The following is a 26,439-nucleotide window of genomic DNA, read 5'->3' as shown; positions in this document are numbered from 1 at the left end:
TGGGCTAGACGCTCCACGTCACCTCGTGACTCCACGGCGGATCGGCACCCGGACGGGTGCAGGTGAGACCAGCGCAATTGGCGGCAAAGGACAGTGCGCGGCGGAGTTCGTCGGCAGTGATGTCCTTCAGCCTCTCGCGGGCGATGCGGTCCTGCTTGTGCAGGGCGAACAGCAGTGCCGCCTGAAAACTGTCGCCGGCGCCGATGGTGTCGGCGACCTCGACCTTGGGCGCTGCGACCTCGATCTGCCCTGCCCCCGCGTGCCACGCGACAGCGCCATTGTTGCCGCGGGTAATGACGACGAGGCGCGTTCCCTGCCCGAGCAGCATCTCTGCGCGCTGCTGATAAGGCTCCTGGCCGAAGAGATAGGCGAAGTCGACATCCGACATCTTGATGAGATCGGCGCCGGCGGCGAATTCCGCCATCCGCGCGACATAGGCCGGCTTGTCCTTGACGAGATTGGGCCGGCAGTTCGGATCGAAGGAGACGGTAGAGGAGGCCCGTGCGTCCGCAATCAAAGCCTTGGTCTCGGCCGCGCCCTGGTCGTTGACCAGCGTGGTCGAGCCGACATGGACGGCCTCGATGGTTGCGAAAGGGATCCTGCCGCGCCGGAAAGTCCAGTTTCGCGTCGCGGTCCCAGCATCGTAGAAGGCGTAATGCGATTCGCCGGCGACGATGCGGACGAAGGCGAGCGTGGTCTGGTGATCGCTGCGGGTGGCGAGATCGAGCTGGACGTTGGACGCCGCGGCGTGATCTGCGATCATCTGCCCGAACAGGTCGGTCGAGATGCCACCGACAAAACCGGTCGGTGCGCCCAGCCGCGCCATGCCGATCGCGACGTTGAGACAGGAGCCGCCGACGGCGGGCATCACCGCTTCGCGCCCGGCAGCGTTTCGCGTCGGGACGAAATCGATCAGCGCATCGCCGCAAGAAATCAACATCCGTTTCAACCTTTGGCGATGTCGCGCATCGCGGCACGGCTGCTGCGATCGACCTCGCGCAGCAGCTTGTAGACCTCGCGCTTGCGGGCGTGGAAAGCGGCCATGTCGGGCGTCGTCGGCTCGCTCTTGCCTCCCAGCACCGACATCTTTGCCATGGTCTCGCCGATCGAGGCATAAGCGCCGCCGGCGACCGCACCTAACATCGCCGCGCCCAGCAGCACCGGCTCTTTGGTCTGCGGCAGCGCGACGGTGAGACCCGTGGTGTCGGCCATGATCTGCCGCACCAAAGGACTACGGCTGGCGCCGCCGCCCATGATCATGAGACTGGAATGAACGCCGTGCGCGGCAAAGGCCTCGATCACCTCGGCGAGGCCGTAGGCGAGCCCGCAGAGGCCGGCGACGAACAGCCGCTCCATCGAGCCGATATCAGTGTCGAGATCGAGGCCGGCGATCACCGCGCGCGTATCCGGGTCAGCGTAGGGCGAGCGGTTGCCGATGAATTCAGGCAGCACATGGACATCGCGGGCGAACAGAGCGGCACGGCTGGCACTGCCCGCGCGCGCAATGATCCTGCGTTCGAGGAAGTCGATGAGCTCGAGACCCTCGCCGCGCGCCGCCGCGTTCGCTTCGGCGTGGCCGGGATGGGACTTGAGGAGATGGTCGATCGCAGCGCCCGCGGCCGACTGGCCACCCTCGTTGAGCCAGAAGTCCGGCACCATGCCGGAATAATATGGACCCCACACGCCGGGCACGAAGCACGGCTCCTTGGTCGTCGCCATGATGCAGGCCGACGTTCCCATGATGTAGGCGAGGCGATCGGTGACATCCGCCGTTCCGCCGGAGCCGTCGCGGCCGCCGATCGCGCCGATACCGCCGGCATGCGCGTCGATCAGAGAGGCGCCGACCGGCGTGCCCGGCGACAGGCCGAGTTCGGCCGCAGCGCCCCGGATGAGCCCTTCGCCGAGGCGAGTGCCGGGCGCGACGATCTCGGTGCCGATGCGGGCGTATTTTTCGGTGACGAAATCCGCAAGTCCAATGCGCTTGAAGAACGACGCGCTCCAGCCGCCGCCGTCATGGGCGAGATAGTTCCACTTGCAGGTGACGGTGCAGGTCGAGCGTTTTGGCGAGCCGGTGGCGCGCCAGGTCAGATAGTCCGCCAGATCGAAGAAATAGCCGGCCCCATCAAAACTCGCGCGCAAATGCCGCTTCAGCCAGAGCAGTTTCGGCATCTCCATCTCGGGCGAGATCGAGCCGCCGACATAGCGCAGCACGGCGTCCTCGGTCTCATTGATCAGCCGCGCCTCGGCAACGGCGCGATGGTCCATCCAGACGATGACGTTGCGCTGCGCCTCACCGGAGGCGCTGACTGTGAGCGGCTCGCCTTGCTTATCGAGGACCACGAGGGAACAGGTGGCATCAAAGCCGATGCCGCCGACGCTGTCGGGCGCAATCGCGGCTTCCGCCATCGCCGCCCGCACCGATTTGACGCAGGCCTCCCAGATGTCCTGGGAGGACTGCTCGACGATGTCGCCGGCCTCGTGCCAGATCCGGATCGGATGCCGCGCGGTCGCAAGCAGCGTGCCGGCCTCGTCAAACACCCCTGCCCGCGTGCTCGTGGTCCCCACATCGACGCCGATATACGCTCGCGGCATGCTCGCTCCCGGAAGCTCTCGTCAGTTTTGACGGTGAGCCTACCAGCAAGTGTAGCCGCCATCCACAAGCACGATGCTGCCGGTCATCAGGCTGGCGGCCTCCGAAGAAAGGAACAAGACGACGGAGGCGATCTCCTCGACCTGCCCCATCCGCGCCATCGGGGTTCCACCGATCCAGGCGTCGTACATTTTTGGATTGCTCTTCACGAAGGCGTTGAGTGGGGTCTCGATATAGGTTGGCGCCACCGCGTTGACGCGGATGCCGCGCGCGCCCCATTCGGCGGCGAGCGATTTGGTCAGATGGTGCACGCCGGCCTTGGAGGCGTTGTAGAAGCACTGCTCCTGCGGCTTGTTGACGATGAAGCCGGACATCGAGCCGACATTGACGATGGCGCCGCTCTTGGCTTTCAGCATGTGCTTGCCGAACTCGCGGCAGCACCAGAAAGTGCCGTTGAGATTGACGTCGATGACATTGAGCCAATGCTCGTCGGTGACGGTCTCGGCCGGGGTCTCGCTGCGCGCGATGCCGGCATTGTTGACGAGGATGTCGACCTTGCCGTGGCGGGCGACGAGGTCGCTTGCGACCTCCGCCACCCGCTTGGTGTCTGTGACGTCCATGATCGCGGTCTCGACGTCGAAACCCTTGGCCTTGAGAGCGGCTTTTGCGTCATCGGCGACCTTGCTGTCGCGGTCGCCGATGATCACCTTGGCGCCGGCTTCAGCCAGCGCCTCGGCGCAGCCAAGGCCGATGCCCTGCCCGCCGCCGGTGATGAACGCGGTCTTGCCGTTCAGCTTGAATTTTTCCAGGTACATGGTGGTCTTCCGTTTCTTGTTAGCCGCGAAGTGCGTTGCCGCTCTGGTCGAAGCGGTGGATGCGCGCGGGGTCCGGCACCAGCGACACGCGGTCGCCGGCATGCAGACTTAGTTCGCCGATGTAGCGTGCCGTCAGCATGCCGAGCGGGCCCGCATCGACATAGAGGAAGGTGTCGCTGCCGAGATGCTCGGCAACCGAGATCGTTCCCTGCCAGCCGCCTCCGCCATCGCGCTCGATCTTCAGATGCTCCGGCCGCACGCCGATCGTTGCCGCGCCCTTCTGCAACGCAGGCTCACCGGTGACGAAGTTCATCTTGGGTGAGCCGATGAAGCCCGCGACGAAGAGATTTGCGGGACGCTCGTAGAGCTCTAGCGGCGAGCCGTATTGCTCGATCTTGCCGGCGTTGAGCACGACGATCTTGTCGGCCATGGTCATGGCCTCGACCTGGTCGTGGGTGACGTAGATGGCGGTGGTGCCGAGCTGTTTCTGGAGCCGCGTCACCTCGATGCGCATCTGCACGCGCAGCGCGGCGTCGAGATTGGAGAGCGGCTCGTCGAACAGGAATCCCTTGGGTTCTCGGACAATAGCACGGCCGATCGCAACGCGCTGGCGCTGGCCGCCGGAAAGCTCGCGCGGCTTGCGGTCGAGATAGGGCGTCAGGTTGAGCGTCGCGGCGGCCGCCTCGACCTTGCGGTTGATCTCGTCCTTGGGCAATCCCGCCATCTTCAGGCCGAAGCCGATATTGCCGCGCACGCTCATATGCGGATATAGCGCGTAGGACTGGAACACCATCGACAGCCCGCGCTTCGCGGGCGGCGTGTCCACCACATTCTTCCCATCGATCAGGATGCTGCCGCCGGTGACATCCTCGAGCCCGGCGATCAGGCGCAGCAGCGTGGTCTTGCCGCAGCCGGAAGGACCGACGAACACCACGAAGGAGCCGTCGGTGATGTCAAGGTCGGCGCCCTTGATGATGTGCACGGGGCCGAAGGATTTCTGCACGCCCTGAAGTGTGATCTGACCCATCGCAGCCCCTCACTTCACCGCGCCGAAGGTGAGCCCGCGCACGAGCTGCTTCTGGCTGAACCAACCGAGGACGAGAATGGGCGCGATCGCCAGCGTCGAGGCCGCCGACAGCTTTGCCCAGAACAGCCCTTCCGGGCTGGAATAGGACGCAATGAACGTGGTGAGCGGCGCGGCGTTCGACGTCGAAAGGTTCAGCGTCCAGAACGCCTCGTTCCAGGCCAGGATCAGATTGAGCAGCAAGGTCGACGCGAGACCCGGGATCGCCATGGGCGTCAGCACGTAGACCAGCTCGCGGCCGATCGTGGCGCCGTCCATGCGCGCGGCCTCCAGGATGTCGCGCGGGATCTCCTTGAAATAGGTGAACAGCATCCAGATCACGATCGGCAAGTTGCCGAGACAGAGGATGAAGATAAGGCCGGCGCGGGAATCGAGCAGGCCGAAATTCTTGTAGATCAGGTAGATCGGGACGAGCACGCCGACCGGCGGCATCATCTTGGTCGAGAGCATCCAGAGCAGGGTGTCCTTGGTCCGCTTGGTCGGCGAAAACGCCATCGACCAGGCCGCGGGAATGGCGATCAAGAGCGCGATCAAGGTCGAGCCGCCGGCGATGATGATCGAGTTCATTGCGTGGTGGAAATAATCGCTGCGCTCCTGCACCGTCGCGTAGTTCTCGGTGGTCCAGTGGAAGAACAGGAAGGACGGCGGAATCGCGAAGGCCTCGAGCTCGGTCTTGAAGCTCGCCAGCACCATCCACAGGATCGGAAAGAAGATCAGGAAGCCGAAGAACCACGCCCCGATCGTCGAGACCACCACCCGCTGCGTCGTTGCCATCCGCGCCATGTCAGGCCTCCAGATTGCGGCCGACGATGCGGACCAGGAAGAATGCGACGATGTTGGCAATCACCACCGCGACGAGGCCGCCCGCCGAGGCGCTGCCGACGTCGAACTGGATCAGCGCCTGCGAATAGATCAGGAAGGCGATGTTGGTGGTCTGCAGGCCCGGCCCGCCGCCCGTGGTGACGAAGATCTCGGCGAACACGGTGAGCAGGAAGATGGTCTCGATCAGGATCACCACGGTGATGGGCCGCGCGAGATGCGGCAGCGTAATGTAGATGAAAGTCGAGACGGCGCTGGCGCCGTCCATCTCGGCCGCTTCCTTCTGCTCCTCGTCGAGCGATTGCAATGCGGTCAGCAGGATCAGCGTCGCGAAGGGCAGCCATTGCCAGGCGACGATCAGGATCACCGAGAACAGCGGCACATCGTTGAACCAGTCGATCGGCGTCAAATGGACCAGCGAGGCGAGCCAGGCGAACAGCCCGGACACCGGGTGCATCAAGAGGTTTTTCCAGACCAGCGCGCTCACCGTCGGCATCACGAAGAACGGCGCGATCACCATCAGCCGCACGAAGTTGCGCCCCACCACGGGCTGGTCGAGCAGCAGCGCGAGCGGAATGCCGAGCAAAATGGTCAGCGCCAGGACGGAGCCGACCAGCACCAGCGTGTTCTGGAGCGAGGCGAGGAAGGCAGGATCGGTGAGGAAGTAGCGGAAGTTTTCCAGCCCGACGAACGATTCCGAGCCGGGATCGAGCAGGCTGTAATGCAGGGTCGAGAAGTAGATCGTCAGCGCAAGCGGAACGATCATCCAGATGAACAGCAGTCCGACGGCCGGGGTCAGGAGCGACCGCGCAAGGAATTGCGTCTGCCGGGTTGCCATTCCTGAGGTCTCCGCTTGCGGGAAGAAGGCGGCCATCCAACCGGGGCTGGACTGATGGATGGCCGCGAGTTTGAGCTCAGGAGGACGAGCTCGGGTTCACTTGATGTAGCCGGCGCGCTTCATCTCGCGCTCGGTGGAGGACTGTGCGGCCGAGAGCGCTGCATCGACGCTGGTCGATCCCGCGAGCGCCGCGGAGAACTGCTGGCCGACCTGCGTGCCGATACCCTGGAACTCGGGAATCGCGGCGTATTGCACGCCGACATAAGGCACCGGCTTCACCGTCGGCTTGTTCGGATCGGCCGCGTCGATCGAGGCCAGCGTCAGTTTGGCGAACGGCGCAACCTTCAGATACTCATCGTTCTGGTAGAGCGAGGTGCGCGTGCCCGGCGGCACGTTGGCCCAGCCCTCCTTCGATGCGACGAGCTTGGTGTAGTCCTTGCTGGTCGCCCAGGCGATGAACTTCTCGGCCGCGTCCGTCTTCTTCGAGCCGGCGGGGATCGCCAGGTTCCAGGCCCACAGCCAGTTGGCGTTCTTGCCGAGCCCGGTGTTGGGCGCGAGCGCGAAGCCAACCTTGTCGGCGACTTTGGATTCCTTCGGATTGGTGACGAAGGACGCCGCAACCGTCGCGTCGATCCACATCGCGCACTTGCCGGCGTTGAACAGCGCAAGGTTCTCGTTGAAGCCGTTGGAGCTTGCACCGGGAGGGCCGGCCTCCTTCATCAGATTGACGTAGGTCGTGAGCGTCGTTTTCCATTCCGGCGTGTTGAACTGCGGTTCCCACTTCTCGTCGAACCAACGTGCGCCGTAAGAATTGGCCATGGCCGAGAGGAACGCCATGTTCTCGCCCCAGCCGGCCTTGCCGCGGAGGCAGATGCCGTAGGTGCCGGCGCTCTTGTCGGTGAGCTTCTTGGCGGCGTCGATCACGAAGTCCCAGGTCGGCTTCTCCGGCATCTTCAGGCCGGCCTTCTCGAACAGGTCGGTGCGGTACATCACCATCGAGCTCTCGCCATAGAACGGCGCGGCGTAGAGCTTGCCGTCGACGGAGACGGCATCCTTGATCTTGGGCAGGAGGTCGGCGACGTCGTAATCCGCCCCGAGATTGGCGAGCGGCACCAGCCAGCCCTTCTTGGCCCAGATCGGCACCTCATAGGTGCCGATCGTCAGCACGTCGAACTGGCCACCCTTGGTGGCGATGTCGGTGGTGACGCGCTGGCGCAGCACGTTCTCTTCCAGCGTCACCCATTTCACGGTGATGTCCGGATTCTTCTTGGTGAACTCGCTGGTCAGCCCCTGCATGCGGATCATGTCGCCGTTGTTGACGGTGGCGATCGTCAGGGTGGTTTCGGCCATCGCGGGGACGGCCAGCAGGACGGACGCGCCGCAGACGGCGCCGAGGAATTGCTTCACGGTGACCTCCCTCAAACTCGCGTTTTGAGCATATGCCCACGCGTTGGGCGTATGTTCAATCGGGAGGCGGCGGTTGTCAAGCAGGCGCGCGGGATTCGCGCAACTTATGAGTGCTGCGGTGCGGGAGGAGCAGACCTTCTCACACCGTCATGCCCCGCGCAGGCGGGGCATCCAGTACTCCGTGTCGTCTGTTGGTTTGCCCCAAGCGAGGCCGCGGCGTACTGGATCGTCCGCCTGCGCGGACGATGACAGCGTCGTGGGTGGTGAGACTGTTCGCCTCGCTAACGCTGGAAAACGCGCCCCGCCCTACCGCTCCAGGATCGCCCTTGCGGTCGCCTCGTCCGTGATCAGGCCGTTGATCAGCCGCCCGTTCAGCGCCGCCGCGATCGCGGGGACCTTGGCGGCGCCGACCGCGGCGCCGATGGTCGTGGTCTTGGCCGGCACTTCCGGCGGGATGCTGGTGAGGCGCTTGTTGGCGCCGGCCTTGAGCAGGCGGCCCTTGGCATCATAGGCCCAGCCAGTGATCTCGCCGATGGCGCCCAGCCGCATCATCTCGAACAATTCGTCGCGGGTGACGAAGCCGTCGATATGGACCTGCGCCTTCTGGTCCATCTGGCCGATGCCGACCAGGCGCAAATCCGCCTTGGCCGCGACCGCCTTCACCTTCGCAATCGGCTCGATCCGCACCATCCTGTTGCGCTCGTCCTCGGACGACATCAGGAACGGCAGCGGCATCGGATAATGCCGCGCGCCGGTGCGATCGGCGAGCCGGCCGACGGTGTCGTAGAAGCTCGCCGAGCCGTCGGCGGAGATGTTGCCGACCAGCGAGACGATCTGATGGTTAGGCCGGTCGATCGGCGTGACGCGCTCGACCGCGGCGCGCACCGCCCTCCCGGTGCCAAGCGCGACGATCACGGGCGTCTCCGAACGAAGGGTCGAATCCAGAAGATTGGCGCAGCGCTCGGCGATGCCGGCGGTGGCCTGCGGCGCCGCAGGATCGGCGGGCACCACCTCGCAATGGACGAGATCAAACCGCTCCTTCAACCGTGCCGCCAATTCCATGCACGCGGCGATGGGATGTTCGAGCCGGAACGTGATCAGCCGCTCGGCAAGACATAGCGAGACCAGCCGCTGCGCCGAGGCGCGTGAGACCTGGAGCATTTTTGCGATCTCGTCCTGGGTGTGGCCCGCAATGAAGTAGAGCCAGCCCGCCCGCGCGGCATCATCAAGTCTCGACCTATCGTTCTCGCCAGCCAAGGCGTCACGCCTCCTTCCAGAAATCGCTCATCTGCGCGAAGACCCGATCGGCTCCGGCGGCGGACAATATAGCGCGGCCGTCGCGCCCCCGATAATGGCTGCCGCCGACAAATCCCCAGACCGTCATGCCGGCTGCCTTGCCCGCCTGAACGCCGCTGACGCTGTCCTCGATCACCAGCGTGCGCGCAGGCTCCGCGCCCATCTTCTCCGCCGCGTGGAGAAAGAGATCGGGCGCCGGCTTGCCACGCTCGACCATTTGCGCGGTGTAGATCCGCGCTTCGAAATGCGGCGCAAGGCCCGTCACCCTCAGCGACAGCGCGACGCGGTCGAGATCACTCGAGGAGGCCACGCAATGCGGCACGCGCAGGCCGGACAGGACGGTATCGACATCCTGAACCGGACGGAGCGCCGTCTCGAAGGCGGTCAGCACGCGCGACTTCAGCCGCAGCGGAAAGTCGACCGGCACCATCTGGCCGAGCTCGCGATAATGTTGGGTGACCGCACTGGTGCTTCGCCCGAGAAACAGCTCGAGCGCCTGCGCAAGCGTCAGCGATATCCCGGATAGGGACAGCTCGTCGGACAGGCACTGGCAACTCAACAGCTCGCTGTCGACGAGCACGCCGTCGCAGTCGAAGATGATCAGGTCAGGCCTTGGCCGGCTTTGGTCCATCCGGCCATTCGATCATATACCCAATTGATGAGCAATAGTTCACCTTGGAACATGGCGCCGCGGGCTCCCAGGTCGTTCAATGGGCCACCTGCCGGTAGATCGCCGGCAGCGCCGCGGGCAGCCGGCGGATGTTGCCGACGATGGCGTAGCCACTGCGGCCGAACAGCGTCGGAAAATAGGATTGCGCAGCAGCATCGACCGTCACGCCGAACACCGCGATGCCGAGCCGGCGCGCCTCCTGCACGGATTTGCGGGTGTCCTCGACCGCAAAGCGTCCCTCGTAATGATCGACATCGTTCGGCTTGCCGTCGGTGAGGACGAGCAGCAGCTTCTTTCGCTGCGGCTGGCGTGCAAGCTCAGCTGAGGCGTGGCGCACCGCCGTGCCGATCCGGGTATAATAGCCGGGTCTGAGCGCGCCGATGCGGCGCTCGACCGCGCCGCTCATCGGCTCGCCGAACGCCTTGACGGTCTCGAGCCGCACCCAGGAGCGCCGGCGCGACGTGAAAGTCAGGATGCTGTGGTGATCGCCGCAGGCCGACAGGCCATGAGCTAGCACGAGTAGCGCTTCCTTCTCGACGTCGAGCACCCGATAGCCATCGACCCAGGCGTCGGTCGAGAGCGAGACGTCGACCAGCAGCGTGACGGCAAGATCATGCCCTTGCGGCCGCATCGCCATGTGGACACGATCAAGACCGGCGCCATTGCCGCCGGCGCGCAGATCGCAGCGCGCGCGCACGAGCGCGTCGAGATCAAGATCATGGCCGTCAGCCTGGGCACGCATCAATTCGTGGCGCGGCCGCACGATCTCGAAGCGACGGCGGACCTGGCGGATGTGCCGGCGCATGGTCTCGTCGGGCGCCCAGCTCTCGCCGGTTTCGGAAGCCGGTGCGGCGAGCACGCGGCAATGATCGGGCAGATAGGAGCTGCTGCGATAATCCCATTCGGGATAGGATAGCTCCGCGTTCAAGCACGAGGTATCGAGCGCTTCCGGCGGCAAATCCAGATCAAATTTGAGCCGGCTCGCCGGCTTGCCGCTGCGGCGGCTGAGCGTGATCTCGTCGAGATCGTCGGCGGCCTTCTGCGCATCCTCGTCCTCGCTGTCGTCGGCGGGACGGTCGACATTGACCATCTCGGCCATGGCGAGGATCTTTTCGAAACGGTTGAGCACGAAGGGATCGCGGCGATTGGCGCCGTCCTCGCGCTCGCGGATGGCGAACCGCTTGCGATTGTCCGACGGTGCGGGCGAAGCAGCCGGCGCGCACTCGTCCATGCCCGCATGCGCCGGCGAAAGCGCGCGCGTCCAGCAATCTCCCCAGAGCGGGCATGGCAGGATCGAGCGATAGCCCGGCGGCGCCTTGTCCGGCAGCGGTCCCGTCCCCATCATCGCCGGCCACAGCTTGCCCTCAGGCGGCACATCAGCGCCAAGCAGAGCGAGCACGATCTGCTCCATGTCCTGCTCGATCCGCGGCAATCGGCGGTGCGGCCGCGCCATGGCCGTGGCCGCAGCCAGCCGACCGTAATCTTCGGCAAGGCCCGGACATTCTGTCAGCACGAGCACCGCGATCTCGCTGGTCCGGCGCAGCATCAGCAGGTCGCGTCGCAGCGGATCGGCCTCCTTGATCGCGTCAGGAGGCGCAAACGCAAACCATGCGGCGAGCCAGCGGTACAGCGCGGCGTTCAGCTCACGGTCGGCGAAAATCGCGATGCTGTCAGGCAGGAAAATTGTTGCTGCATCGCGCCCCGGCTGCTCCAGCCGCTCGTCGCCGAGCCCGATGCGCTGTCGCCAGCCGAGACGGTGCCCCGCCCTACGGGCACTCGCGCTGGCGATCTGCACGCCGGTCTCGCCGCCGAGCGCGCGAAACATGATCGCGATCCGGCTGCGGACTTCCGCGAGCCACACGGCGTGTTCGGCATAAACAGGATAGCTCGCGGTGCCGCCGACCAGGCGATGCCAGGCCCGGCCGACCGTTTCTTCAAGCTCGAGGAAATCGAGCATCACATCACCTTCAGGAGATCACGGCGCGCGCGACGTCGAGCAGCGCGGCCTTGACGTCGGCGTCGTCGGTCAGTGGTTCGATCATGGCTGCCGACACGGCATCGGCAATCGAGGCGCCAGCTGCGATCAGCGTGGCGCAATAGACGAGGAGGCGGGTCGAGACCCCCTCCTCGAGGTCATGGCCCTTCAACGCGCGCAGCCGGCCGGCCAGCGCGACCAGCGGCCGCACGTAATCGGGCGCGAGCCCGCTCTCGGCCGCGACCACCGCGATCTCCTGCTCCGGGGGAAGGAAGCCGAACTCGATGGCGACAAAGCGCTGACGGGTCGACGGCTTCAGCGCCTTGAGCAGCGTCTGGTAGCCGGGATTGTAGGAGACCACGAGCATGAAGCTGCTTGGCGCAACAAGCTCCTCGCCGGTGCGCTCCAACGGCAGGATGCGGCGGTCGTCGGTCAGCGGATGCAGGACGACAGTGACGTCCTTGCGCGCCTCCACGACTTCGTCGAGATAGCAGATGCCGCCGTCGCGCACCGCGCGCGTCAGCGGACCGTCGGTCCATACGGTGTCGCCGCCCTTCAGCAAGTAACGGCCGGTCAGATCTGCTGCCGTGAGATCGTCGTGACAGGCAACCGTGTGGAGCGGCAGCCCCAGCCGCGTCGCCATATGCGCGACGAAACGGGTCTTGCCGCAGCCGGTCGGCCCCTTCAGCAACACAGGCAGCCGATGCCGCCAGGCGTGCTCGAACAGCGCGCATTCGTTGCCGCTTGCGACATAGGCCGGGAGCTCAGGTGCGGGAGCCGCCAGAGCGTGAAGTGCTGCTTTCATGTTCCTTCTCCGGAAAATCGGTTTGACGAGGCGGCCGCGACGTTGCGCGGCCGCCTTCGCGTTCACTCGGCCGGCTGCAAGGCAGCCGGGATCGTCGCCGGCTTCTCGCGGCCCGGCACCAGCACGGCCCAGACGAACATCAGCGCAGAGATCGCGACGAACACGCCGGAGCCCAGCCGCACCCAGTAGAAGAAGGCGAGCTGGTCCTGCACGTCCATGTAGCTCTGGCCCAGCACGCGCTGGAGATGGACCTGGATCACGCCGGCAAAGGTCAGCGCGAAGGTCATGGTCATCATGGCCGTGCACATGATCCAGAAGCTCGCCATCGAGAGCCACTGGTTATAGGGCGCGCGTCCTTGATCTGCGGGATCGCGTAGGCCATCACCGACAGGTTCAGCATCACGTAGGCGCCGAAGAAAGCGAGATGGCCGTGCGCGGCGGTGACCTGCGTGCCGTGCGTATAATAGTTCACCGAGGACAGCGTGTGCAGGAAGCCCCAGACGCCCGCCCCTAAGAACGCCATCACCGAGCAGCCGACCGACCACAACAGCGCGGCGCGGTTCGGATGCTTGCGGCCGGCCTTCCAGGTCATCTGCACGGTGAAGATCACCATGGTGAAGAAGGGCGCGACCTCGAGCGTGGAGAACAGCGAGCCGATCCACTGCCAGTAGCCGGGCGCGCCGATCCAATAGAAGTGGTGGCCGGTGCCGAGGATGCCGGAGAACAGCGCCAGCCCAATGATGACGTAAAGCCACTTCTCCACGACCTCGCGGTCGATGCCGTTGAGCTTGATCATCAGGAAAGCGAGCACGGAGGCCATGATCAGCTCCCAGACGCCCTCGACCCAGAGATGGACGACGTACCACCAGTACATCTTGTCGACGGCGAGATTGGCCGGGTTGTAGAAGGCGAACAGGAAGAAGATCGCAACGCCCCAGAGGCCGAACAAAAGGATGTTGGTGACCGTGGTCTTGCGGCCCTTCAGCGCCGTCATGGTGACGTTGAACAGGAACATCAGGCAGACGACGACGATGCCGACCTTGATGATGAAGGGCTGTTCGAGGAATTCGCGGCCCTCATGGTAATGGAAGAGGTAGCCGACCACGGCCACGCCCGCGGCGCCGAAGAACATCCAGAACTGGATCTTTGCCAGCAGCGGGCTGTAGAGTTCAGTCTCGGTTTCCTCGGGCAGCAGGAAGTAGGTCGCGCCCATGAAGCCGATCAGCGACCACACGATCAGTGCGTTGGTGTGGATCATCCGGACGATGTTGAACGGCAGGATGACCGACAGGGTGTTGGGCAGGACATAGATGGTCCCGGCAAGCAGGCCGAACAGGACCTGGGCCAGGAACAGGGTCAGCGCGCCGTAGAAATACAGCATCGCGACTTTCTGGGTTTGGTACTTCATCTCGGGTTCTCTCTGTCTTGAAAGAGGAAAGCGGCGAGCTCAGCCCGCCTTGTTCGGCGGCCATTCCTGGCGCTTGATCTTGCTGGTCCATTGCAGGAAGTCGGCGAGGTCGTTGAGCTCCTGGTCGGTGAGGTTGAACTGCGGCATCTGCCGCCGCCCCTCCGCGCCCGAGGGCTGCGACTGCATCCAGGCCTTCAGCGTCTCGCGCGCCGCGGCCGGATCCTCATTGCCGCCCCAGCGGTCCCAGACGTTGCCGACTTCCGGCGCGAAATAGGCGCCCTCGCCGAGCAGCGTGTGGCAGTTGATGCAGGAGTTCTTCTCCCAGACATGCTTGCCGCGCGCGACCGACCACGTCAGCGTCGTCGCGTCCGTCGAGGTCGTTGCCATGTAGTAATGGCTGTGCGCCGTCAGCCCTAAGAAGATGGCGAAGAAAAAGGCCGAGCCGCCGTAGAAGACGTTTCGAGCCGCCGACTTGGTCAGGCGTTCAGCCATTGCCAATCCTTTCCGTTGTGAGTCCAGTCGTGAGGAAGCGGTGATGCTGTATTTTGCCTGTTAGTGCGGATGGGTCTTTGTCGGGGAGCAATGAACGCTCGCGTCGACCGCGTCAGATCAGGGCGACGACGGCGGAGGCGAGCCAGGCGAACAGCAGCACGATGACGATCCAGGCGCCGACGAGACCACGCCACAGCGCGGGCACGACGCGCAGATCCATGAAGTCGAGCGCGATCCGGCGGCCCTTGATGGCGGCCAGCGACAGCAGCGCAGCATTGCCGAGCACCTGCCACGGCATCAATGGCGGCAGCAGGATGGTCGCGAGCGCGAGGCCGATCAGCACGAACCAGGTGATGTCGAGGCGATCCGGCATCGTCACCGCGCCAGATAGAGAATCGGGAACATGACGATCCAGACCAGATCGACCATGTGCCAGAAGGCGGCACCCGTCTCGACGCCCACGGTCTCGGCGCGGCGGCAGACCACCGCGAGGATGATGATGCCGAGAGCGACATGTAGGAGATGGAAGCCGGTCAGCAGGAAATAGAGCGTGAAGAACGGGCTGGTCTCCAAGCCAATGCCGCGGCCGATCTCCTCGGCATATTCGGCAAGCTTGATCGCGATGAAGAAGCCGCCGAGCGCCATCGCGATAAGGAGCCAGCGGCGTGATATCCGCTTCTCGCTCGCTCGCGCCGATTTCGTCGCCCGGGCCGCAGCCCAGCCGCTGGTCACCAGCACGATTGTATTGAGGCCCGCGAGATTCGAATCCAGCGCCGCCTGCCCCGCCGCAAACACCGTCGGGTGGATCGCACGGGCGACCACGAAGGCACCGAGAAACAGGCCGAAGGCGACGAGCTCGCTGAAGATCAGCACCCAGATCATGGGATCGCCGGGGAGATCTTCCAGGATTCCCCAACCGGTTCCCTCTCGTTCGCAGTCGGCCGCAGACATCGTCTTTCCGGATCAGGACACCGGCCAGCCTTAGCTCAACCGTCCTGTTCGGAATTTGTCGCAGAACAAACTCGGAGATCGCCAGAGCACTTGTTTGCGCCGACGCAACGTCCGGCCTGCTGGAGCTCGTTACAAACCGGCTCATGTTCCCAGGGAATAGCGAGCGCTGAGATGAGCGATGCACAGATCGGGCTGATGACCGCGACACCCATCATCATCGCCTTCGCCATCGCGCTCCGGCGCATGGGCGTGCTGTCGACGGTCGCGACGGTTTCGGCGGTGAGCCTTTCCGTCGCAATCGCGACGGTGCTGTTCACGACGCAATAATCCGGACACCGCGGATCGGGGGCGCGATCAGCTCGCGACGGATCGCCGGTCGGGCGCCGTTCTCGGCAGGACCAGCTGAAACCGCGTGCCCTCACCGGGCTTGCTTTCGAGCCGGAGCTGTCCGCCCAATCGATCCACGACGATGCTGTGCACGATGTGCAGGCCAAGGCGCTCGCGCCGTCATGCCGGCGCGTGGTGAAGAAGGGATCGAAGGCCCGCCGCTCCACGTCGGGCGCCATGCCGCAACCGTCGTCGGCAAACAACAGCTCGATATGCCTGTGGCCTACCGCGCGGAGCGAGACGTCGATCTTTCCTGCTCCGCCACCGGAGAAGGCATGCGTCATCGCGTTGACGGCGAGGTTGGTGAGTACCTGACCGAACGGACCGGGATAGCTGTCCATGGCCAGATCGGGCTCGCAGCGCAGACCGAGCGCGATGTCGCGCGTGCGCAGCTGCCGCTCGAACTGGGAGAGAACCTGGCCGGTCAGCTCGCCCGCATCGAAGCTGCGCCGGTGTGACAGGGTCTGATCGGCCGCCACCTGCTTGAAGGACTGCACCCGTTCGGCGGCGCGGCCGAGATTGGTGACCAGCTGCGCCGAGGCATCGCCCACCAGCTCCAGAAAGCCCGTCAATGTCGAACGCTTGAGACTGCCCCGCGCGACCTCCGCGGCGAACTGCTCGGCCTTGCGCTGCAGCGTCGAGGCGACCGTCAGGCTGCTGCCGAGCGGTGTGTTGATCTCGTGCGCGACACCGGCGACCATGCGCCCGAGCGCCGCCAGCTTTTCCGCCTCGATCAGAGTGTCCTGGATATCGCGCAAATGACGAAGCGCGGTCTCCGCGGCATCCCTGGCACTGCGGATCTCCCGCTCGGCGCGCTTGCGCTCGGTAATCTCCTCCGCCGCCACGTTGACCGCGACGATTTCGCCATCCGGCATGCGCAGTGGATGCCAATAGGTGACCCAGGAGCGCTCCTCGGCCTGGTCGGCCCGTTGCCCCGCCACCTCGATGCCGATCACGGGCTCGCCGGTCTGCATGATCGAACGGACGATCTGCTCGACGGACTCCGCCAGAGCCGGCACGCAATCCCTGACCGTATGCCCGAGATGGCCCTCGACCGATATGCCGCAGATTTCGGTCAGGCGCTGGTTGATCAGCAGGTAGCGGCAGTCCGGTGACAGACAGGCGAGCCCGATCGGGGCAGTGTCGTAGATCAGTTGCAACGCCGGCAACGTCGAGACCAGCATCACCTCCGAAGCCGGCGATGACCTCATTCTACGCGTCACTCAGGTTCCCCGTAATCCCTTACGCCAACCGCATGAAATTCGCACGAAACTGGCTGCCGATTGATCTAGATCAAGAAGGCGCGCCGGCGCCTCTCGTTTCGAGGCTTTGGCGTGAATCGCCTCGTTCAAAACAGAACAAAGGCGCCGATCAACAAACCTGCAGCAAAGGAGCAGAGCCCGAGAGTGCAGACAGAAACGATGCGCAAGAGGATGCGAAGCCGCCCCTCAAATTCATCGTCTGACATCTCGTGGATATGAGCCGCCACCGGTGCTGCCCTGCCCGTGCCCTGCTCGGCACCCCCGGATTTAGACCCCAAATCATGGTCATCGCGAGGCATCGGTTCCGCTCGCGATGCCGTGATCGAAATTGACGAAAATTGCAATCGCCTGGCGGGGGCAGCGCCAGAGCCTCCCCCGCGACGTGATTTTGCGCCTACCGCCGCTGATTATACACGTCGATACATACTGCCCCGAGCAGCACCAGACCCTTGATAACCTGCTGATAATCAATACCGATGCCGAGGATGGACATGCCGTTGTTCATCACGCCCATGATCATGGCGCCGACCACGGCCCCGCCGACGCGCCCGACACCGCCATAGGCCGAGGCGCCGCCGATGAAGCAGGCGGCAATGACGTCGAGCTCGAAGCCGAGGCCCGCCTTCGGCGTCGCCGTGTTCAGCCGCGCGGCGAAGACGAGGCCGGCGAGCGCGGCCAGCACGCCCATGTTGACGAAGGTGAGGAAGGTCAGCCGCTCGGTCTTAATGCCGGACAGGCTGGCCGCCTTGGCATTGCCGCCGACCGCATAGATCTGGCGGCCGATCACGGTGCGGCGGGTGACGAAGCCGTAGAGCGCGATCAACGCGCTCATGATCACCAGCACGTTGGGCAGGCCGCGATAGGTCGCGATCAGATAAGTGAAATAGAGCACGGCGCAGGACAGCACAATGCTCTTGCCGAGGAAGAACGCGTAGGGTTCAACCTCGATACCGTGCGACACTTCCCGCGCCCGGCTCTTGGCGCTGGCGTAGACCAGCCCGAGCGCGAGCACCGCGCCGATCAGCATGGAGGTCGGATGCAGCGTGCCGGCTTCGGGCAGCAGCTCCGGAATGAAGCCCGACGACAATTTCTGGAAGGTCGACGGGAACGGCCCGAGCGACTGGCCCTGCAACACGGCGAGCGCGAGGCCCTTGAACACGAGCATGCCCGCCAGCGTCACGATGAAGGACGGGATCTTGAAATAGGCCACCCAATAGCCCTGCGCCGCGCCGATGGCTGCGCCGACCAGCAGGCAGGCAATGAACGCGAGCGTGTAGTCGACCTTGTAGGTCACCATCAGAAGCGCGGCGACTGCACCGACGAAGCCCGCGACTGAACCGACCGAGAGGTCGATATGTCCGGTCACGATCACCAGCAGCATGCCGAGCGCCATGATGACGATGTAGCTGTTCTGGAGCACCAGGTTGGTGAGGTTGAGCGGCTGCAGCAGCGTGCCGCCGGTCATGATTTGGAAGAACAGCATGATCGCGATCAGCGACATCAGCATGCCGTAATTGCGCAGATTGTTCTTGATAAAGCTGCCGTGCCGCCGCTCCTCGGGCAGCGAAACCGTCTTGTCGGTCATGGCTGCTCACCTCCCATCTCCGCGGCCTCGACCGCGCCGTTTCCGTTGCTTCGTTCGTTGCGCATGATGGCGCGCATGATCTTTTCCTGCGTCGCATCCGCGCCCTTGAACTCGCCGACGAAGGCGCCGTCGTTCATGACGCAGATGCGGTCGCAGATGCCGAGCAGCTCGGGCATCTCCGAGGAGATCACCACAACGCCGCGGCCGGCCTCTGCCAGCTCATTGATGATACAGTAAATCTCGTATTTGGCACCGACGTCGATGCCCCTTGTCGGCTCATCCAGGATCAGGACCTTGGGGTCGGTCATCAGCCATTTCGACAGCACCACCTTCTGCTGGTTCCCGCCGGAGAGCTGGCCGGTCTCCTGGTAGACATCGGAGCAGCGGATGCGCATGCGGTTGCGGTAATCGCTGGCGACCTTCAGCTCGGCGATATCGTCGATCACCCTCCCCGGCGCGACCTGGTCGAGGCTCGCGAGCGTAATATTCTTGCGGACGTCGTCGGCGAGGATCAGACCGAGTTGCTTGCGATCCTCGGTGACATAGGCAAGGCCGGCATCGATCGCCGCGGCGACGCTCGGCAACGCGATCTCCCGGTCCTCAAGGGCGATGCGGCCGCTGATATTGGTGCCCCAGGAGCGGCCGAACAGGCTCATGGCGAATTCGGTGCGGCCCGCCCCCATCAGCCCGGCAATTCCGACGACCTCGCCGCGTTTGACCCCGAAATTGACGTTCTTGATCACTTGCCGCTCGGGATGGATGGGGTGATAGACCGACCAATTCTCGACGGTCAGCACGGGCTCGCCGATCCTCGCGCTACGCTCCGGGAAACGGTGAGCCATATCGCGGTTGACCATGCTGCGGATGATGCGGTCTTCCTGGATCGGTTCGGCCCGGCAATCGATGCTGTCGACGGTGCGGCCGTCGCGCAGCACGGTGATGTGGTCAGCGACCTTGGCGACCTCGTTGAGCTTGTGCGAGATCAGGATCGAGCCGATGCCCTGCTGGCGGAACGCCATCAGGCGCTCGAGCAGCGCGGCGCTGTCGGCCTCGTTGAGGCTCGCGGTCGGCTCGTCCAGGATCAGCATGCGGACGCGCTTGGAGAGCGCCTTGGCGATCTCGACGAGCTGCTGCTTGCCGACGCCAAGATCGGTGATCAGCGTATCCGGCGACTCCTTCAGGCCGACCTGCGCCAGCAGCTCGCGCGTGCGCCGGTAGACCTCGTCGCGATCGATCACACCGAACTTCGACGGCGGATGCGAGAGGAAAATGTTTTCCGCGATCGACATCAGCGGGATCAGCGCCAGCTCCTGGTGGATGATGATGATGCCGAGCGCCTCGGAATCATTGATGTCGCGGAAACGGCGCTCCTCGCCCTCGAAGACGATGGTGCCCTCGTAGCTGCCAGCGGGATAGACGCCGCTCAGCACCTTCATCAGCGTGGATTTTCCGGCCCCGTTCTCGCCGACGAGGGCGTGGATCTGGCCGGCCTCGACCGAGAAGTTGACGTCGCGCAGCGCCTGCACACCGGCAAAGCTCTTGCTGACGTTGCGCATCTCCAGCATGGCGGTCATGGCGTTGGTGTCCTTTAATCACCGTCGTTCCGGGGCGCCCGTAGGGCGAACCCGGAACCTCGAGATTCTCAGGTGCGCAATTACGCACCATAGTTCGATGCTTCGCATCGCCCTGGAATGACGGAGTACTAAATCTTACTGGAACTGCGACTTCTTGTAGTAGCCGCTGTCGACCAGCACCTTCTCCCAATTGTCCTTGTACACCACGACCGGCTTGAGCAGATAGGACGGCACGGTCTTGACGCCGTTCTCGTAGGTCTTGGTGTCGTTGACGGTGACCTGCTTGCCGGCGAGCGCTGCGTCGACCATGTCGGCGGTCACCTTGGCGAGGTCACGGGTGTCCTTGAAGATGGTCGAATACTGGTCGCCGCGCAGCATGGCCTTGATCGAGGGCACCTCGGCGTCCTGGCCCGAGATAATCGGCATCGGCTGGTCGGCGCTGCCGTAGCCGACGCCCTTCAGCGAGGAGATGATGCCGATCGAGAGGCCGTCATAGGGCGACAGCACCGCGTTGACCTTCTTGTTGCCGTAGTAGGCGCTGAGCAGATTGTCCATGCGGGCCTGGGCGGTGGCGCCGTCCCAGCGCAGGGTCGCGACCTTGTCCATGCCCATCTGGCCGGAGACGACGACGAGCTTGCCGCTGTCGATGTAGGGCTTCAGCACGCTCATGGCGCCGTTGTAGAAGAAGTAAGCGTTGTTGTCGTCGGGCGAGCCGCCGAACAGCTCGATGTTGAACGGACCTTTGCCGTCCTTGAGGCCAAGCCCCTGCACGATCGACTCCGCCTGGAGCACGCCGACCTGGAAATTGTCGAAGGTCGCGTAATAGTCGACGTTCGGCGTGCCACGGATCAAGCGGTCATAGGCGATCACGGTGATGCCCTTTGCTTTCGCCTGCTTGAGCACGTCGGACAAAGTGGTGCCGTCGATCGCGGCGATCACCAGCGCCTTGGCGCCCTTGGTCACCATATTCTCGACCTGCGAGAGCTGGTTCGGAATGTCGTCCTCGGCATATTGCAGGTCGGTGTTGTAGCCGCGCTCCTTCAGCACCTTGACCATGTTGTTGCCGTCGTCGATCCAGCGCGCGGAGGATTTGGTCGGCATCGCGATGCCGACGGTTGCCTTCTCCTGTGCGGACGCGGTGACGCCAGCTGCCAGCGTTGCAGCGCCGGCCAGCGCCAGTGCGAGAAATGTCGTCTTCAATTTCAGCATGTTTCACTCCCTTTGGGTGTCAGACTGTTTCTTCGTTTCGTCGAGAACTTGGTTGGATTGACTCTGGTCTCCTATGCGAGCTTGACGTCGGGCTCCGCGCGACCGCGCGCAGATGCCTCCAATAGAAAGGTGCAGCCGGCTTGCGGATCGGCGGCGCGCACCGCCGCATCCATGTCCTGCCAGGCAGAAGTGACGAGAAGGCGCGACAGATCCGGGCCGACGAAGGCCGGGCAGCTCGACTGTTTTGCCGGCACACTGAGCGAGCGCAGGCGTTCGCCCTGCGGCGAATAGACATCGATGCGGCCCGCGCCCCAGCAGGCGTTCCAGATATTCCCGTCGGCATCGCACACCGAGCCGTCGAGGCCGCCGACGCCGGTGTGGCGCAGCAACACCTCCGGCTCGCCGCGCGGCAGGCCGGTGGCTGGATTGAGCGGCACCGAATAGAGCACCGCGCGCGCAGTGTCGGTGAAGTAGCCGGTCGCGCCATCAGGCGAGAAGCAGATCGAGTTCGGAATGCTGATACCGGGATACAGCGTCGAGATCTTGCCGCGGTGGAACGCATAGATCGCTCCCGCCCCGGCTTCCGCCTTGCGGCCCATGGTGCCGATCCAGAACGTGCCGGACTGATGCACGCGGGCATCGTTGGAGCGGGTGGCGGGATTGTCGGCTTCGAGCGGACAGAGCAATGTCATCGCACCATCGGCGAGCCGGCGGATGTAGAGGCCATCTTCCGCGACGATCAACTGGCGCTCGGCATCGATCCGCCCGAGCGCGCTCGCCATCCGGCCGAGCGCGTGGATGCGGATGGTACGGCCAGCGAGATGCGCCTCGAACAGACGTCCCTCGCGGATGTCGAACCACCACGCGGTATCGGTGGTGACATCATAGGTCGGCCCTTCGCCGAGATGACACTGCTCGGCTGATAGAACCGAGGTCGGCACCTGTTCGATCATGGCGTCCTCACTGCGAAGCGATAGACGGTGTGATGCCGATAGACTTGGCCGGGATCGAGGCGCGGGCTCGGAAAGTCCGGCCGGTTCGGCGAATTGGGCCACATATGCGGTTCGAGACATATGGCATCCGACTGCCGAATGAGCTTGCCGCCCTTGCCCGAGATCGTACCGTCGAGATAGTTGCCGGAATAGACTTGCAAGCCGGGCTGATCGGTGAAGAGCTCCATGACGCGCCCCGAGCGCGGCGCCTCCAGCCGCGCTGCGAGCGCCAGCTTGCCGTCACGTCCAAGGCAATAGGTGTGGTCGTAGCCCTTGCCGTTGCGCAATTGCTCGTGGCCCTCGCGAATGCGCGCACCGACGGCCTGCGCCTCGCGGAAGTCGAACGGCGTGCCGGCAACGCTGCGCGGCGGCTCCGGTAGCGGAATGGCGGTGGGATCGATCGCAAGGAAATGCTCGGCCGCGACCGTCAGCTTGTGATCGAGAATCGGCGTGCCCGAGGTCGCGCCTTCCAGGTTGAAGAAGCTGTGGTTGGTGAGGTTGACGATGGTCGGACGGTCCGTCCGTGCTTCCATCATCAGCGACAGCTCGGCCGGGCCGGTGACGCGATAGGTCAGGCGCACATCGAGCTTGCCGGGATAGTTTTCCTCGCCGTGCGGGCTCGTGTAAGTGAGCGTCACCGCGGGCTCGGCGCCGTCTTCGATCCCGGCAATGTCCCAGAGCTTGCGATCAAAACCATCCAGCCCGCCGTGCAGGGCATTCGGGCCGTTATTGACGGGGAGTTGGAAGATCTCGCCATCGAGCGAAAACTGTCCCTTGGCGATGCGGTTGGCGTAGCGGCCAACTGTGGCGCCGAAGAACTTCCGCTCGGCGAGATAGCCGGCGAAGGCATCATGGCCGAGCACGACGTCGTCGCAGCCGCCCGTGGCGTCCGGCGCGATCAGCGCCTGAATCACCGCGCCATGGGTGATGATACGGGCCTCAAACCCGCCCTCGCCGCGCAGCACGATACGCTCGACCTTGCGGCCGTCAGGCAGCGTTCCAAAGACGTCTCTTGTTGTTCTTGCACCAGTCATGTTCAGTCCACAAAAGGTTCGACCAGGGTGCGCTTGCCGAGAAGGAAGGCATCGGCGACGAGACGGAGCGGCGCTAGGTCGACGTCGCTCATCCCGGTCGCGGTGAGCGCGACAAAACGCCGGTACAGCTCGCGATATTCCTCATCAGGCGCATCGGCAACAACCTTGCCGTCGACCGCCATGATCCTGGCGCCGCGGGACAGCTTCATTTGCCCTCCGTCGGTGTCGACGAGGATATCCCAGCTCTGCGGCCCGGTCTGGCGGAAATCGAACTCGGCGGTAACAGGCAGGCCGCCGATATCTGTCAGCGTCAGATTGGCGGCGATCGGCGCCTGGCAATTGGCTGGAAATGCGAGCTCGGCCGCGGTGACGAAGACCGGTTGCGGCAGGATCCGGGTCAGGATCGAGAGCGCGTTGATGCCGGGATCGAACACGCCAAGCCCGCCCGGCTCCCAGATCCAGGTCTGCCCGGGATGCCAGACGCGGACGTCTTCCTTCCAGTTGATGTGCACCGATTTGAGCCGCCTCGTGGCGAGCCATTGGCGCGCCGGCTCGACCGCGGGCGCGTAGCGTGAATGCCAGGTCGCAAACAGTGTCCGCTTTGCCTCCGCCGCCATCGCAATGAGCGGGTCTAGCTCGGCGACGCCGATGCCGGGCGGTTTCTCCAGCATCACATGCTTGCCGGCCGCGAGCGCGGTCGCGGCCTGGGCGCGGCGCACCTGCGGCGGCGTGCAGAGCGAGACCGCGTCGATCGGCGGTCCCTCCTCCAGCAACTCCTCGATGGTCGCAAAATGCGGCAGCCCGGGCAGCGAAGCGTTGCGGCTGGCGACGGCCGCGAGCGTCGCGCCTTGCACGACGGCGATCGCACCGACATGCTGGTCGCGTGCGATCTTGCCGAAGCCGACGATGGCGATGCGAAGTTCGCTCACGCTTATTCTCCAATATCTGCGGACGGTAGCGAGTCCGCCGGGGCGGTCTCGATCACCGTGCCCTCGTGGCGGCGCATGCCGTTGTGAATGACATAGACCATGGCCTCCGAGGCTGCATCGGCATCGCCGGCGGCGATCGCATCGACGATCTTCTGATGCCAGAGCAGCACGGTGTCGCGGTCCTCCGGCTCGACCGGCGCGCTGAGCAGGAACGAGGCGCGTAGCGCGGCCTCGATCACGTGGCCGATCGAGCGCATGAACAGGTTGCCGGACGCACGCGCCACGGCGACGTGAAGCGCGAGGTCGGCATCGGCGAAGCCAACGGAGTCGGACGCCTCGTGCCGCATGCGTTCCATGCTGCGACGAAGCCCGGCGATGTCCTCTTCAGATCGCTGGGAGGCTGCGAGCATGGCGGCGCGCGGCTCGACCGCCAGACGAATCTCGGCGAGGTCGTTGAGGAAGCGCTTGTCGATACCGGCGTCGAGATGCCAGGCCAGCACGTCGCGTCGAACATGTTCCAGGCGGCGCGCTCGCGCACGACGGTGCCGACCCGCGCCTTGGTAGAGAGCAGCCCCTTGGCGACCAGCGTCTTCACGCTCTCGCGCAGCACCGGCCGCGACACGCCGAACATGGTGATCATCTCGGCGTCACCAGGCAGGCGCGTTCCCTCCGCATAGCGGCCGGCGATGATGTCGACGCCGATCGAGCGGGCCACTTCCGCATGGTTGGAATGGGCTCGTTTGGTTGGAATGACCACGATGCGCGCGGTCATGGGGCGCCTCTCTCCTGGATACTGGCGAGCGCCGATTTTGGTAACATGGCACCCACGCATGCCCCATTCGGGGCGATTAGGGGCACTAGATCATGGAAGAGAGGGGCTGACTAGTCATATTATCTGACTATTCATTCGAAATCGCTGGGAACATTGTGGAGAGTCTTACGACACCTTCAGAGCGATTTTGTTCCGGCGATGCAACGCTGAGACGAAGGAAAATTTGTGGAGTGGTTTGCGTGCCCAGCAACGCGTCAGGCCCGGGCCTGTCCCGGGCAGCCACGTTCTTCGTGCCGCACGCAAGACGTGGATGGCCGGGACAAGCCCGGCCATGACGAAGCCGCAAGCAGACGCAAGGAGAAGAACTAGATCAGCTTCCGCTGCGCGAGGTTCTTCATCAGCGCGCCGATGCCGAACGTCCAGGGCTCGCACTCGTCGCTGGTGCGCATGCGATTGACGAGCTTGCCGAGCTGGGGCGCAGAGATCGTGACGATATCATCGCGCTTGTGAGTGAACCCCTGCCCCGGCGCCTCGCGATCCTTCACGGGTGCGAACATCGTGCCGAGGAAAAGCACAAAGCCGTCGGGATATTGATGCACCTTGCCGATGGTCTGCCCGACGAGATCAGTCGGATCGCGGCTGATCATGCTGATCGAGGAATGGCCGTCGAGAACGAAGCCGTCCGCGCCCTCGACGTTCAGGCTGATATTGAGCTTGCGCGCGTCGTCGAGCGTAAAACTGTCGTCGAACAGGCGGAGCAGCGGACCGATCGCGCAGGAGGCGTTGTTGTCCTTGGCCTTCGAGAGCAACAGAGCCGAGCGGCCTTCGAAGTCGCGCAGGTTTACATCATTGCCGAGCGCGCCGCCGACGATCTTGCCGCGGCTGGAGACGAATAGCACCAGCTCGGGCTCGGGGTTGTTCCAGGTCGATTTCGGATGCAGCCCGGCATCCATGCCGGTGCCAACTGAGGACAGGGTCGGAGCCTTGGTAAAGACCTCGGCATCGGGGCCGATGCCAACTTCGAGATACTGGCTCCAGGCGTTCTGATCGATCAGCACCTGCTTCAGATGCATCGCCTGGTCGGAGCCCGGCTTGAGCTTCGACAGATCGTCGCCGATCAGCCGCGTCACCTCTTTGCGGATCGCTTCGGCCGAGGCCGGATTGCCCTTGGCACGCTCCTCGATCACGCGCTCCAGCATCGAGATGGCAAAGGTGACGCCGGCGGCCTTCAGGGTCTGGAGATCGACCGGCGCGAGCAGCCACGGTTTCTTGGGATCACGACCATCGGGCGGGGTGTTGGCCACGATGGCTTCGAGATCGCCGATGCGCTCGCCCTTGACCGCGGCCAGCGCCTTGGCCGGGCTGTCCTCCTCGCAGAGCGCGCTGATGGTTGGAAACTTGGCGGTGACGTCGAACACGCCATCCCCGCGCACGGCGACCACGGCGGGGCCGTTCACCTGCGGCAGCCAGACGCGACCGGCGAGCGTGCCGCGTGTTTCGTCCTCGGGGAGAAGGTCCTTTACCGTCAAAGTCGTCATGGCCGCG

Annotated in this window: 23 protein-coding genes and 3 pseudogenes; all 26 read right to left on the bottom strand. The window is 64.5% G+C overall.

Translation table 11 applies throughout. The annotated features are described in order from the left end of the window. Positions 1–4: 4 nt before the first annotated feature. The 26 genes and pseudogenes from FOM02_RS26085 to FOM02_RS25965 all read right to left on the bottom strand — a co-directional run bounded on the left by FOM02_RS26085 (position 5) and on the right by FOM02_RS25965 (position 26,432). The gene (locus tag FOM02_RS26085; RefSeq protein ID WP_027558921.1) at positions 5–940 is read right to left on the bottom strand and encodes a carbohydrate kinase family protein; all 936 of its coding nucleotides are present in this window, start codon (positions 938–940) and stop codon (positions 5–7) included. A gap of 5 nt (positions 941–945) precedes the next feature. Beyond that, positions 946–2,592: an FGGY-family carbohydrate kinase gene (locus tag FOM02_RS26080; RefSeq protein WP_027558920.1), complete on the bottom strand. Its 1,647-nt coding sequence runs from the start codon at positions 2,590–2,592 to the stop codon at positions 946–948. Between the two features lie 39 nt (positions 2,593–2,631). Beyond that, a complete protein-coding gene (locus FOM02_RS26075) occupies positions 2,632–3,405 on the bottom strand; it encodes an SDR family NAD(P)-dependent oxidoreductase (RefSeq protein WP_027558919.1) in 774 nt (257 codons plus the stop codon). A gap of 19 nt (positions 3,406–3,424) precedes the next feature. Then, a complete protein-coding gene (locus tag FOM02_RS26070) occupies positions 3,425–4,432 on the bottom strand; it encodes an ABC transporter ATP-binding protein (protein WP_027558918.1) in 1,008 nt (335 codons plus the stop codon). 9 nt (positions 4,433–4,441) lie between these two features. Continuing rightward, positions 4,442–5,272 carry a carbohydrate ABC transporter permease gene (locus FOM02_RS26065; protein ID WP_027558917.1) on the bottom strand — a complete coding sequence of 277 codons (831 nt, stop codon included), beginning with the start codon at positions 5,270–5,272 and terminating at the stop codon, positions 4,442–4,444. Between the two features lies 1 nt (position 5,273). Continuing rightward, positions 5,274–6,146, bottom strand: a complete 873-nt coding sequence (locus FOM02_RS26060) for a carbohydrate ABC transporter permease (RefSeq protein ID WP_028146344.1) — start codon at positions 6,144–6,146, stop codon at positions 5,274–5,276. Between the two features lie 96 nt (positions 6,147–6,242). Next, positions 6,243–7,553, bottom strand: coding sequence for an ABC transporter substrate-binding protein (locus FOM02_RS26055; RefSeq protein WP_027558916.1), 1,311 nt, complete (start codon positions 7,551–7,553; stop codon positions 6,243–6,245). 306 nt (positions 7,554–7,859) lie between these two features. Further along, positions 7,860–8,810: a sugar-binding transcriptional regulator gene (locus FOM02_RS26050; RefSeq protein WP_027558915.1), complete on the bottom strand. Its 951-nt coding sequence runs from the start codon at positions 8,808–8,810 to the stop codon at positions 7,860–7,862. Between the two features lie 4 nt (positions 8,811–8,814). Next, positions 8,815–9,480: an HAD family hydrolase gene (locus tag FOM02_RS26045; protein ID WP_027558914.1), complete on the bottom strand. Its 666-nt coding sequence runs from the start codon at positions 9,478–9,480 to the stop codon at positions 8,815–8,817. 76 nt (positions 9,481–9,556) lie between these two features. Then, positions 9,557–11,476, bottom strand: a complete 1,920-nt coding sequence (locus FOM02_RS26040; protein WP_265440103.1) for a nitric oxide reductase activation protein NorD — start codon at positions 11,474–11,476, stop codon at positions 9,557–9,559. Between the two features lie 10 nt (positions 11,477–11,486). Continuing rightward, positions 11,487–12,299, bottom strand: coding sequence for a CbbQ/NirQ/NorQ/GpvN family protein (locus tag FOM02_RS26035; RefSeq protein WP_027558912.1), 813 nt, complete (start codon positions 12,297–12,299; stop codon positions 11,487–11,489). A 62-nt stretch (positions 12,300–12,361) separates the two neighbouring features. Beyond that, positions 12,362–13,707: pseudogene (locus FOM02_RS26030) on the bottom strand (cbb3-type cytochrome c oxidase subunit I). A gap of 39 nt (positions 13,708–13,746) precedes the next feature. Then, positions 13,747–14,199 carry a c-type cytochrome gene (locus FOM02_RS26025; protein ID WP_027558910.1) on the bottom strand — a complete coding sequence of 151 codons (453 nt, stop codon included), beginning with the start codon at positions 14,197–14,199 and terminating at the stop codon, positions 13,747–13,749. Positions 14,200–14,311: 112 nt separating this feature from the next. Then, positions 14,312–14,572 carry a cytochrome C oxidase subunit IV family protein gene (locus tag FOM02_RS26020; RefSeq protein ID WP_027558909.1) on the bottom strand — a complete coding sequence of 87 codons (261 nt, stop codon included), beginning with the start codon at positions 14,570–14,572 and terminating at the stop codon, positions 14,312–14,314. 2 nt (positions 14,573–14,574) lie between these two features. Beyond that, positions 14,575–15,150: a cytochrome c oxidase subunit 3 family protein gene (locus tag FOM02_RS26015; protein ID WP_027558908.1), complete on the bottom strand. Its 576-nt coding sequence runs from the start codon at positions 15,148–15,150 to the stop codon at positions 14,575–14,577. A 354-nt stretch (positions 15,151–15,504) separates the two neighbouring features. Continuing rightward, on the bottom strand, positions 15,505–15,615 hold the full coding sequence (locus FOM02_RS46900; protein ID WP_322596993.1) for an ATP-binding protein: 111 nt from the start codon (positions 15,613–15,615) through the stop codon (positions 15,505–15,507). 104 nt (positions 15,616–15,719) lie between these two features. Further along, positions 15,720–16,721: pseudogene (locus FOM02_RS26010) on the bottom strand (sensor histidine kinase); the annotation flags it as partial. A 164-nt stretch (positions 16,722–16,885) separates the two neighbouring features. Further along, positions 16,886–17,098 (bottom strand): hypothetical protein, encoded by a 213-nt coding sequence (locus FOM02_RS26005; RefSeq protein ID WP_027558906.1) that lies wholly within the window; start codon positions 17,096–17,098, stop codon positions 16,886–16,888. Between the two features lie 95 nt (positions 17,099–17,193). Continuing rightward, positions 17,194–18,384 carry a multiple monosaccharide ABC transporter permease gene (gene mmsB, locus FOM02_RS26000; protein WP_027558905.1) on the bottom strand — a complete coding sequence of 397 codons (1,191 nt, stop codon included), beginning with the start codon at positions 18,382–18,384 and terminating at the stop codon, positions 17,194–17,196. Beyond that, positions 18,381–19,958, bottom strand: a complete 1,578-nt coding sequence (mmsA, locus tag FOM02_RS25995) for a multiple monosaccharide ABC transporter ATP-binding protein (RefSeq protein ID WP_028146346.1) — start codon at positions 19,956–19,958, stop codon at positions 18,381–18,383. Before mmsA ends, mmsB begins: the two co-directional genes overlap by 4 nt. A gap of 135 nt (positions 19,959–20,093) precedes the next feature. Beyond that, positions 20,094–21,167 carry a multiple monosaccharide ABC transporter substrate-binding protein gene (gene chvE, locus FOM02_RS25990; RefSeq protein ID WP_027558903.1) on the bottom strand — a complete coding sequence of 358 codons (1,074 nt, stop codon included), beginning with the start codon at positions 21,165–21,167 and terminating at the stop codon, positions 20,094–20,096. A 71-nt stretch (positions 21,168–21,238) separates the two neighbouring features. Continuing rightward, positions 21,239–22,120: an SMP-30/gluconolactonase/LRE family protein gene (locus FOM02_RS25985; protein WP_108914352.1), complete on the bottom strand. Its 882-nt coding sequence runs from the start codon at positions 22,118–22,120 to the stop codon at positions 21,239–21,241. Beyond that, the gene (locus FOM02_RS25980; RefSeq protein ID WP_027558901.1) at positions 22,117–23,193 is read right to left on the bottom strand and encodes an aldose epimerase family protein; all 1,077 of its coding nucleotides are present in this window, start codon (positions 23,191–23,193) and stop codon (positions 22,117–22,119) included. Before FOM02_RS25980 ends, FOM02_RS25985 begins: the two co-directional genes overlap by 4 nt. Before the next feature lie 2 nt (positions 23,194–23,195). Continuing rightward, positions 23,196–24,122: a Gfo/Idh/MocA family protein gene (locus FOM02_RS25975; RefSeq protein WP_027558900.1), complete on the bottom strand. Its 927-nt coding sequence runs from the start codon at positions 24,120–24,122 to the stop codon at positions 23,196–23,198. Positions 24,123–24,124: 2 nt separating this feature from the next. Continuing rightward, a pseudogene (locus FOM02_RS25970) lies at positions 24,125–24,894 on the bottom strand (FadR/GntR family transcriptional regulator). Between the two features lie 365 nt (positions 24,895–25,259). Further along, a complete protein-coding gene (locus FOM02_RS25965; protein ID WP_027558898.1) occupies positions 25,260–26,432 on the bottom strand; it encodes a fumarylacetoacetate hydrolase family protein in 1,173 nt (390 codons plus the stop codon). Positions 26,433–26,439: the final 7 nt, after the last annotated feature.

The sequence above is a fragment of the Bradyrhizobium sp. SEMIA genome (genome assembly GCF_014844175.1).
In the GTDB taxonomy this organism is placed as follows: Bacteria; Pseudomonadota; Alphaproteobacteria; order Rhizobiales; family Xanthobacteraceae; genus Bradyrhizobium; species Bradyrhizobium arachidis.
This window is presented reverse-complemented; position numbering and strand designations above follow the sequence as displayed.

What these genes read in the sequence shown, in the direction of transcription:
- FOM02_RS26065 (WP_027558917.1), bottom strand. Translation starts at nt 5,272, where the DNA reads ATGGCGCGGATGGCAACGACGCAGCGGGTGGTGGTCTCGACGATCGGG.
- FOM02_RS26005 (WP_027558906.1), bottom strand. Translation starts at nt 17,098, where the DNA reads ATGCCTCGCGATGACCATGATTTGGGGTCTAAATCCGGGGGTGCCGAG.
- mmsB (WP_027558905.1), bottom strand. Translation starts at nt 18,384, where the DNA reads ATGACCGACAAGACGGTTTCGCTGCCCGAGGAGCGGCGGCACGGCAGC.
- FOM02_RS26015 (WP_027558908.1), bottom strand. Translation starts at nt 15,150, where the DNA reads ATGTCTGCGGCCGACTGCGAACGAGAGGGAACCGGTTGGGGAATCCTG.
- FOM02_RS26020 (WP_027558909.1), bottom strand. Translation starts at nt 14,572, where the DNA reads ATGCCGGATCGCCTCGACATCACCTGGTTCGTGCTGATCGGCCTCGCG.
- FOM02_RS26060 (WP_028146344.1), bottom strand. Translation starts at nt 6,146, where the DNA reads ATGGCAACCCGGCAGACGCAATTCCTTGCGCGGTCGCTCCTGACCCCG.
- FOM02_RS26070 (WP_027558918.1), bottom strand. Translation starts at nt 4,432, where the DNA reads ATGGGTCAGATCACACTTCAGGGCGTGCAGAAATCCTTCGGCCCCGTG.
- FOM02_RS25965 (WP_027558898.1), bottom strand. Translation starts at nt 26,432, where the DNA reads ATGACGACTTTGACGGTAAAGGACCTTCTCCCCGAGGACGAAACACGC.
- FOM02_RS25985 (WP_108914352.1), bottom strand. Translation starts at nt 22,120, where the DNA reads ATGATCGAACAGGTGCCGACCTCGGTTCTATCAGCCGAGCAGTGTCAT.
- FOM02_RS26040 (WP_265440103.1), bottom strand. Translation starts at nt 11,476, where the DNA reads ATGCTCGATTTCCTCGAGCTTGAAGAAACGGTCGGCCGGGCCTGGCAT.
- FOM02_RS26085 (WP_027558921.1), bottom strand. Translation starts at nt 940, where the DNA reads ATGTTGATTTCTTGCGGCGATGCGCTGATCGATTTCGTCCCGACGCGA.
- FOM02_RS26075 (WP_027558919.1), bottom strand. Translation starts at nt 3,405, where the DNA reads ATGTACCTGGAAAAATTCAAGCTGAACGGCAAGACCGCGTTCATCACC.
- mmsA (WP_028146346.1), bottom strand. Translation starts at nt 19,958, where the DNA reads ATGACCGCCATGCTGGAGATGCGCAACGTCAGCAAGAGCTTTGCCGGT.
- FOM02_RS26080 (WP_027558920.1), bottom strand. Translation starts at nt 2,592, where the DNA reads ATGCCGCGAGCGTATATCGGCGTCGATGTGGGGACCACGAGCACGCGG.
- FOM02_RS26025 (WP_027558910.1), bottom strand. Translation starts at nt 14,199, where the DNA reads ATGGCTGAACGCCTGACCAAGTCGGCGGCTCGAAACGTCTTCTACGGC.
- FOM02_RS25980 (WP_027558901.1), bottom strand. Translation starts at nt 23,193, where the DNA reads ATGACTGGTGCAAGAACAACAAGAGACGTCTTTGGAACGCTGCCTGAC.
- chvE (WP_027558903.1), bottom strand. Translation starts at nt 21,167, where the DNA reads ATGCTGAAATTGAAGACGACATTTCTCGCACTGGCGCTGGCCGGCGCT.
- FOM02_RS26035 (WP_027558912.1), bottom strand. Translation starts at nt 12,299, where the DNA reads ATGAAAGCAGCACTTCACGCTCTGGCGGCTCCCGCACCTGAGCTCCCG.
- FOM02_RS26045 (WP_027558914.1), bottom strand. Translation starts at nt 9,480, where the DNA reads ATGGACCAAAGCCGGCCAAGGCCTGACCTGATCATCTTCGACTGCGAC.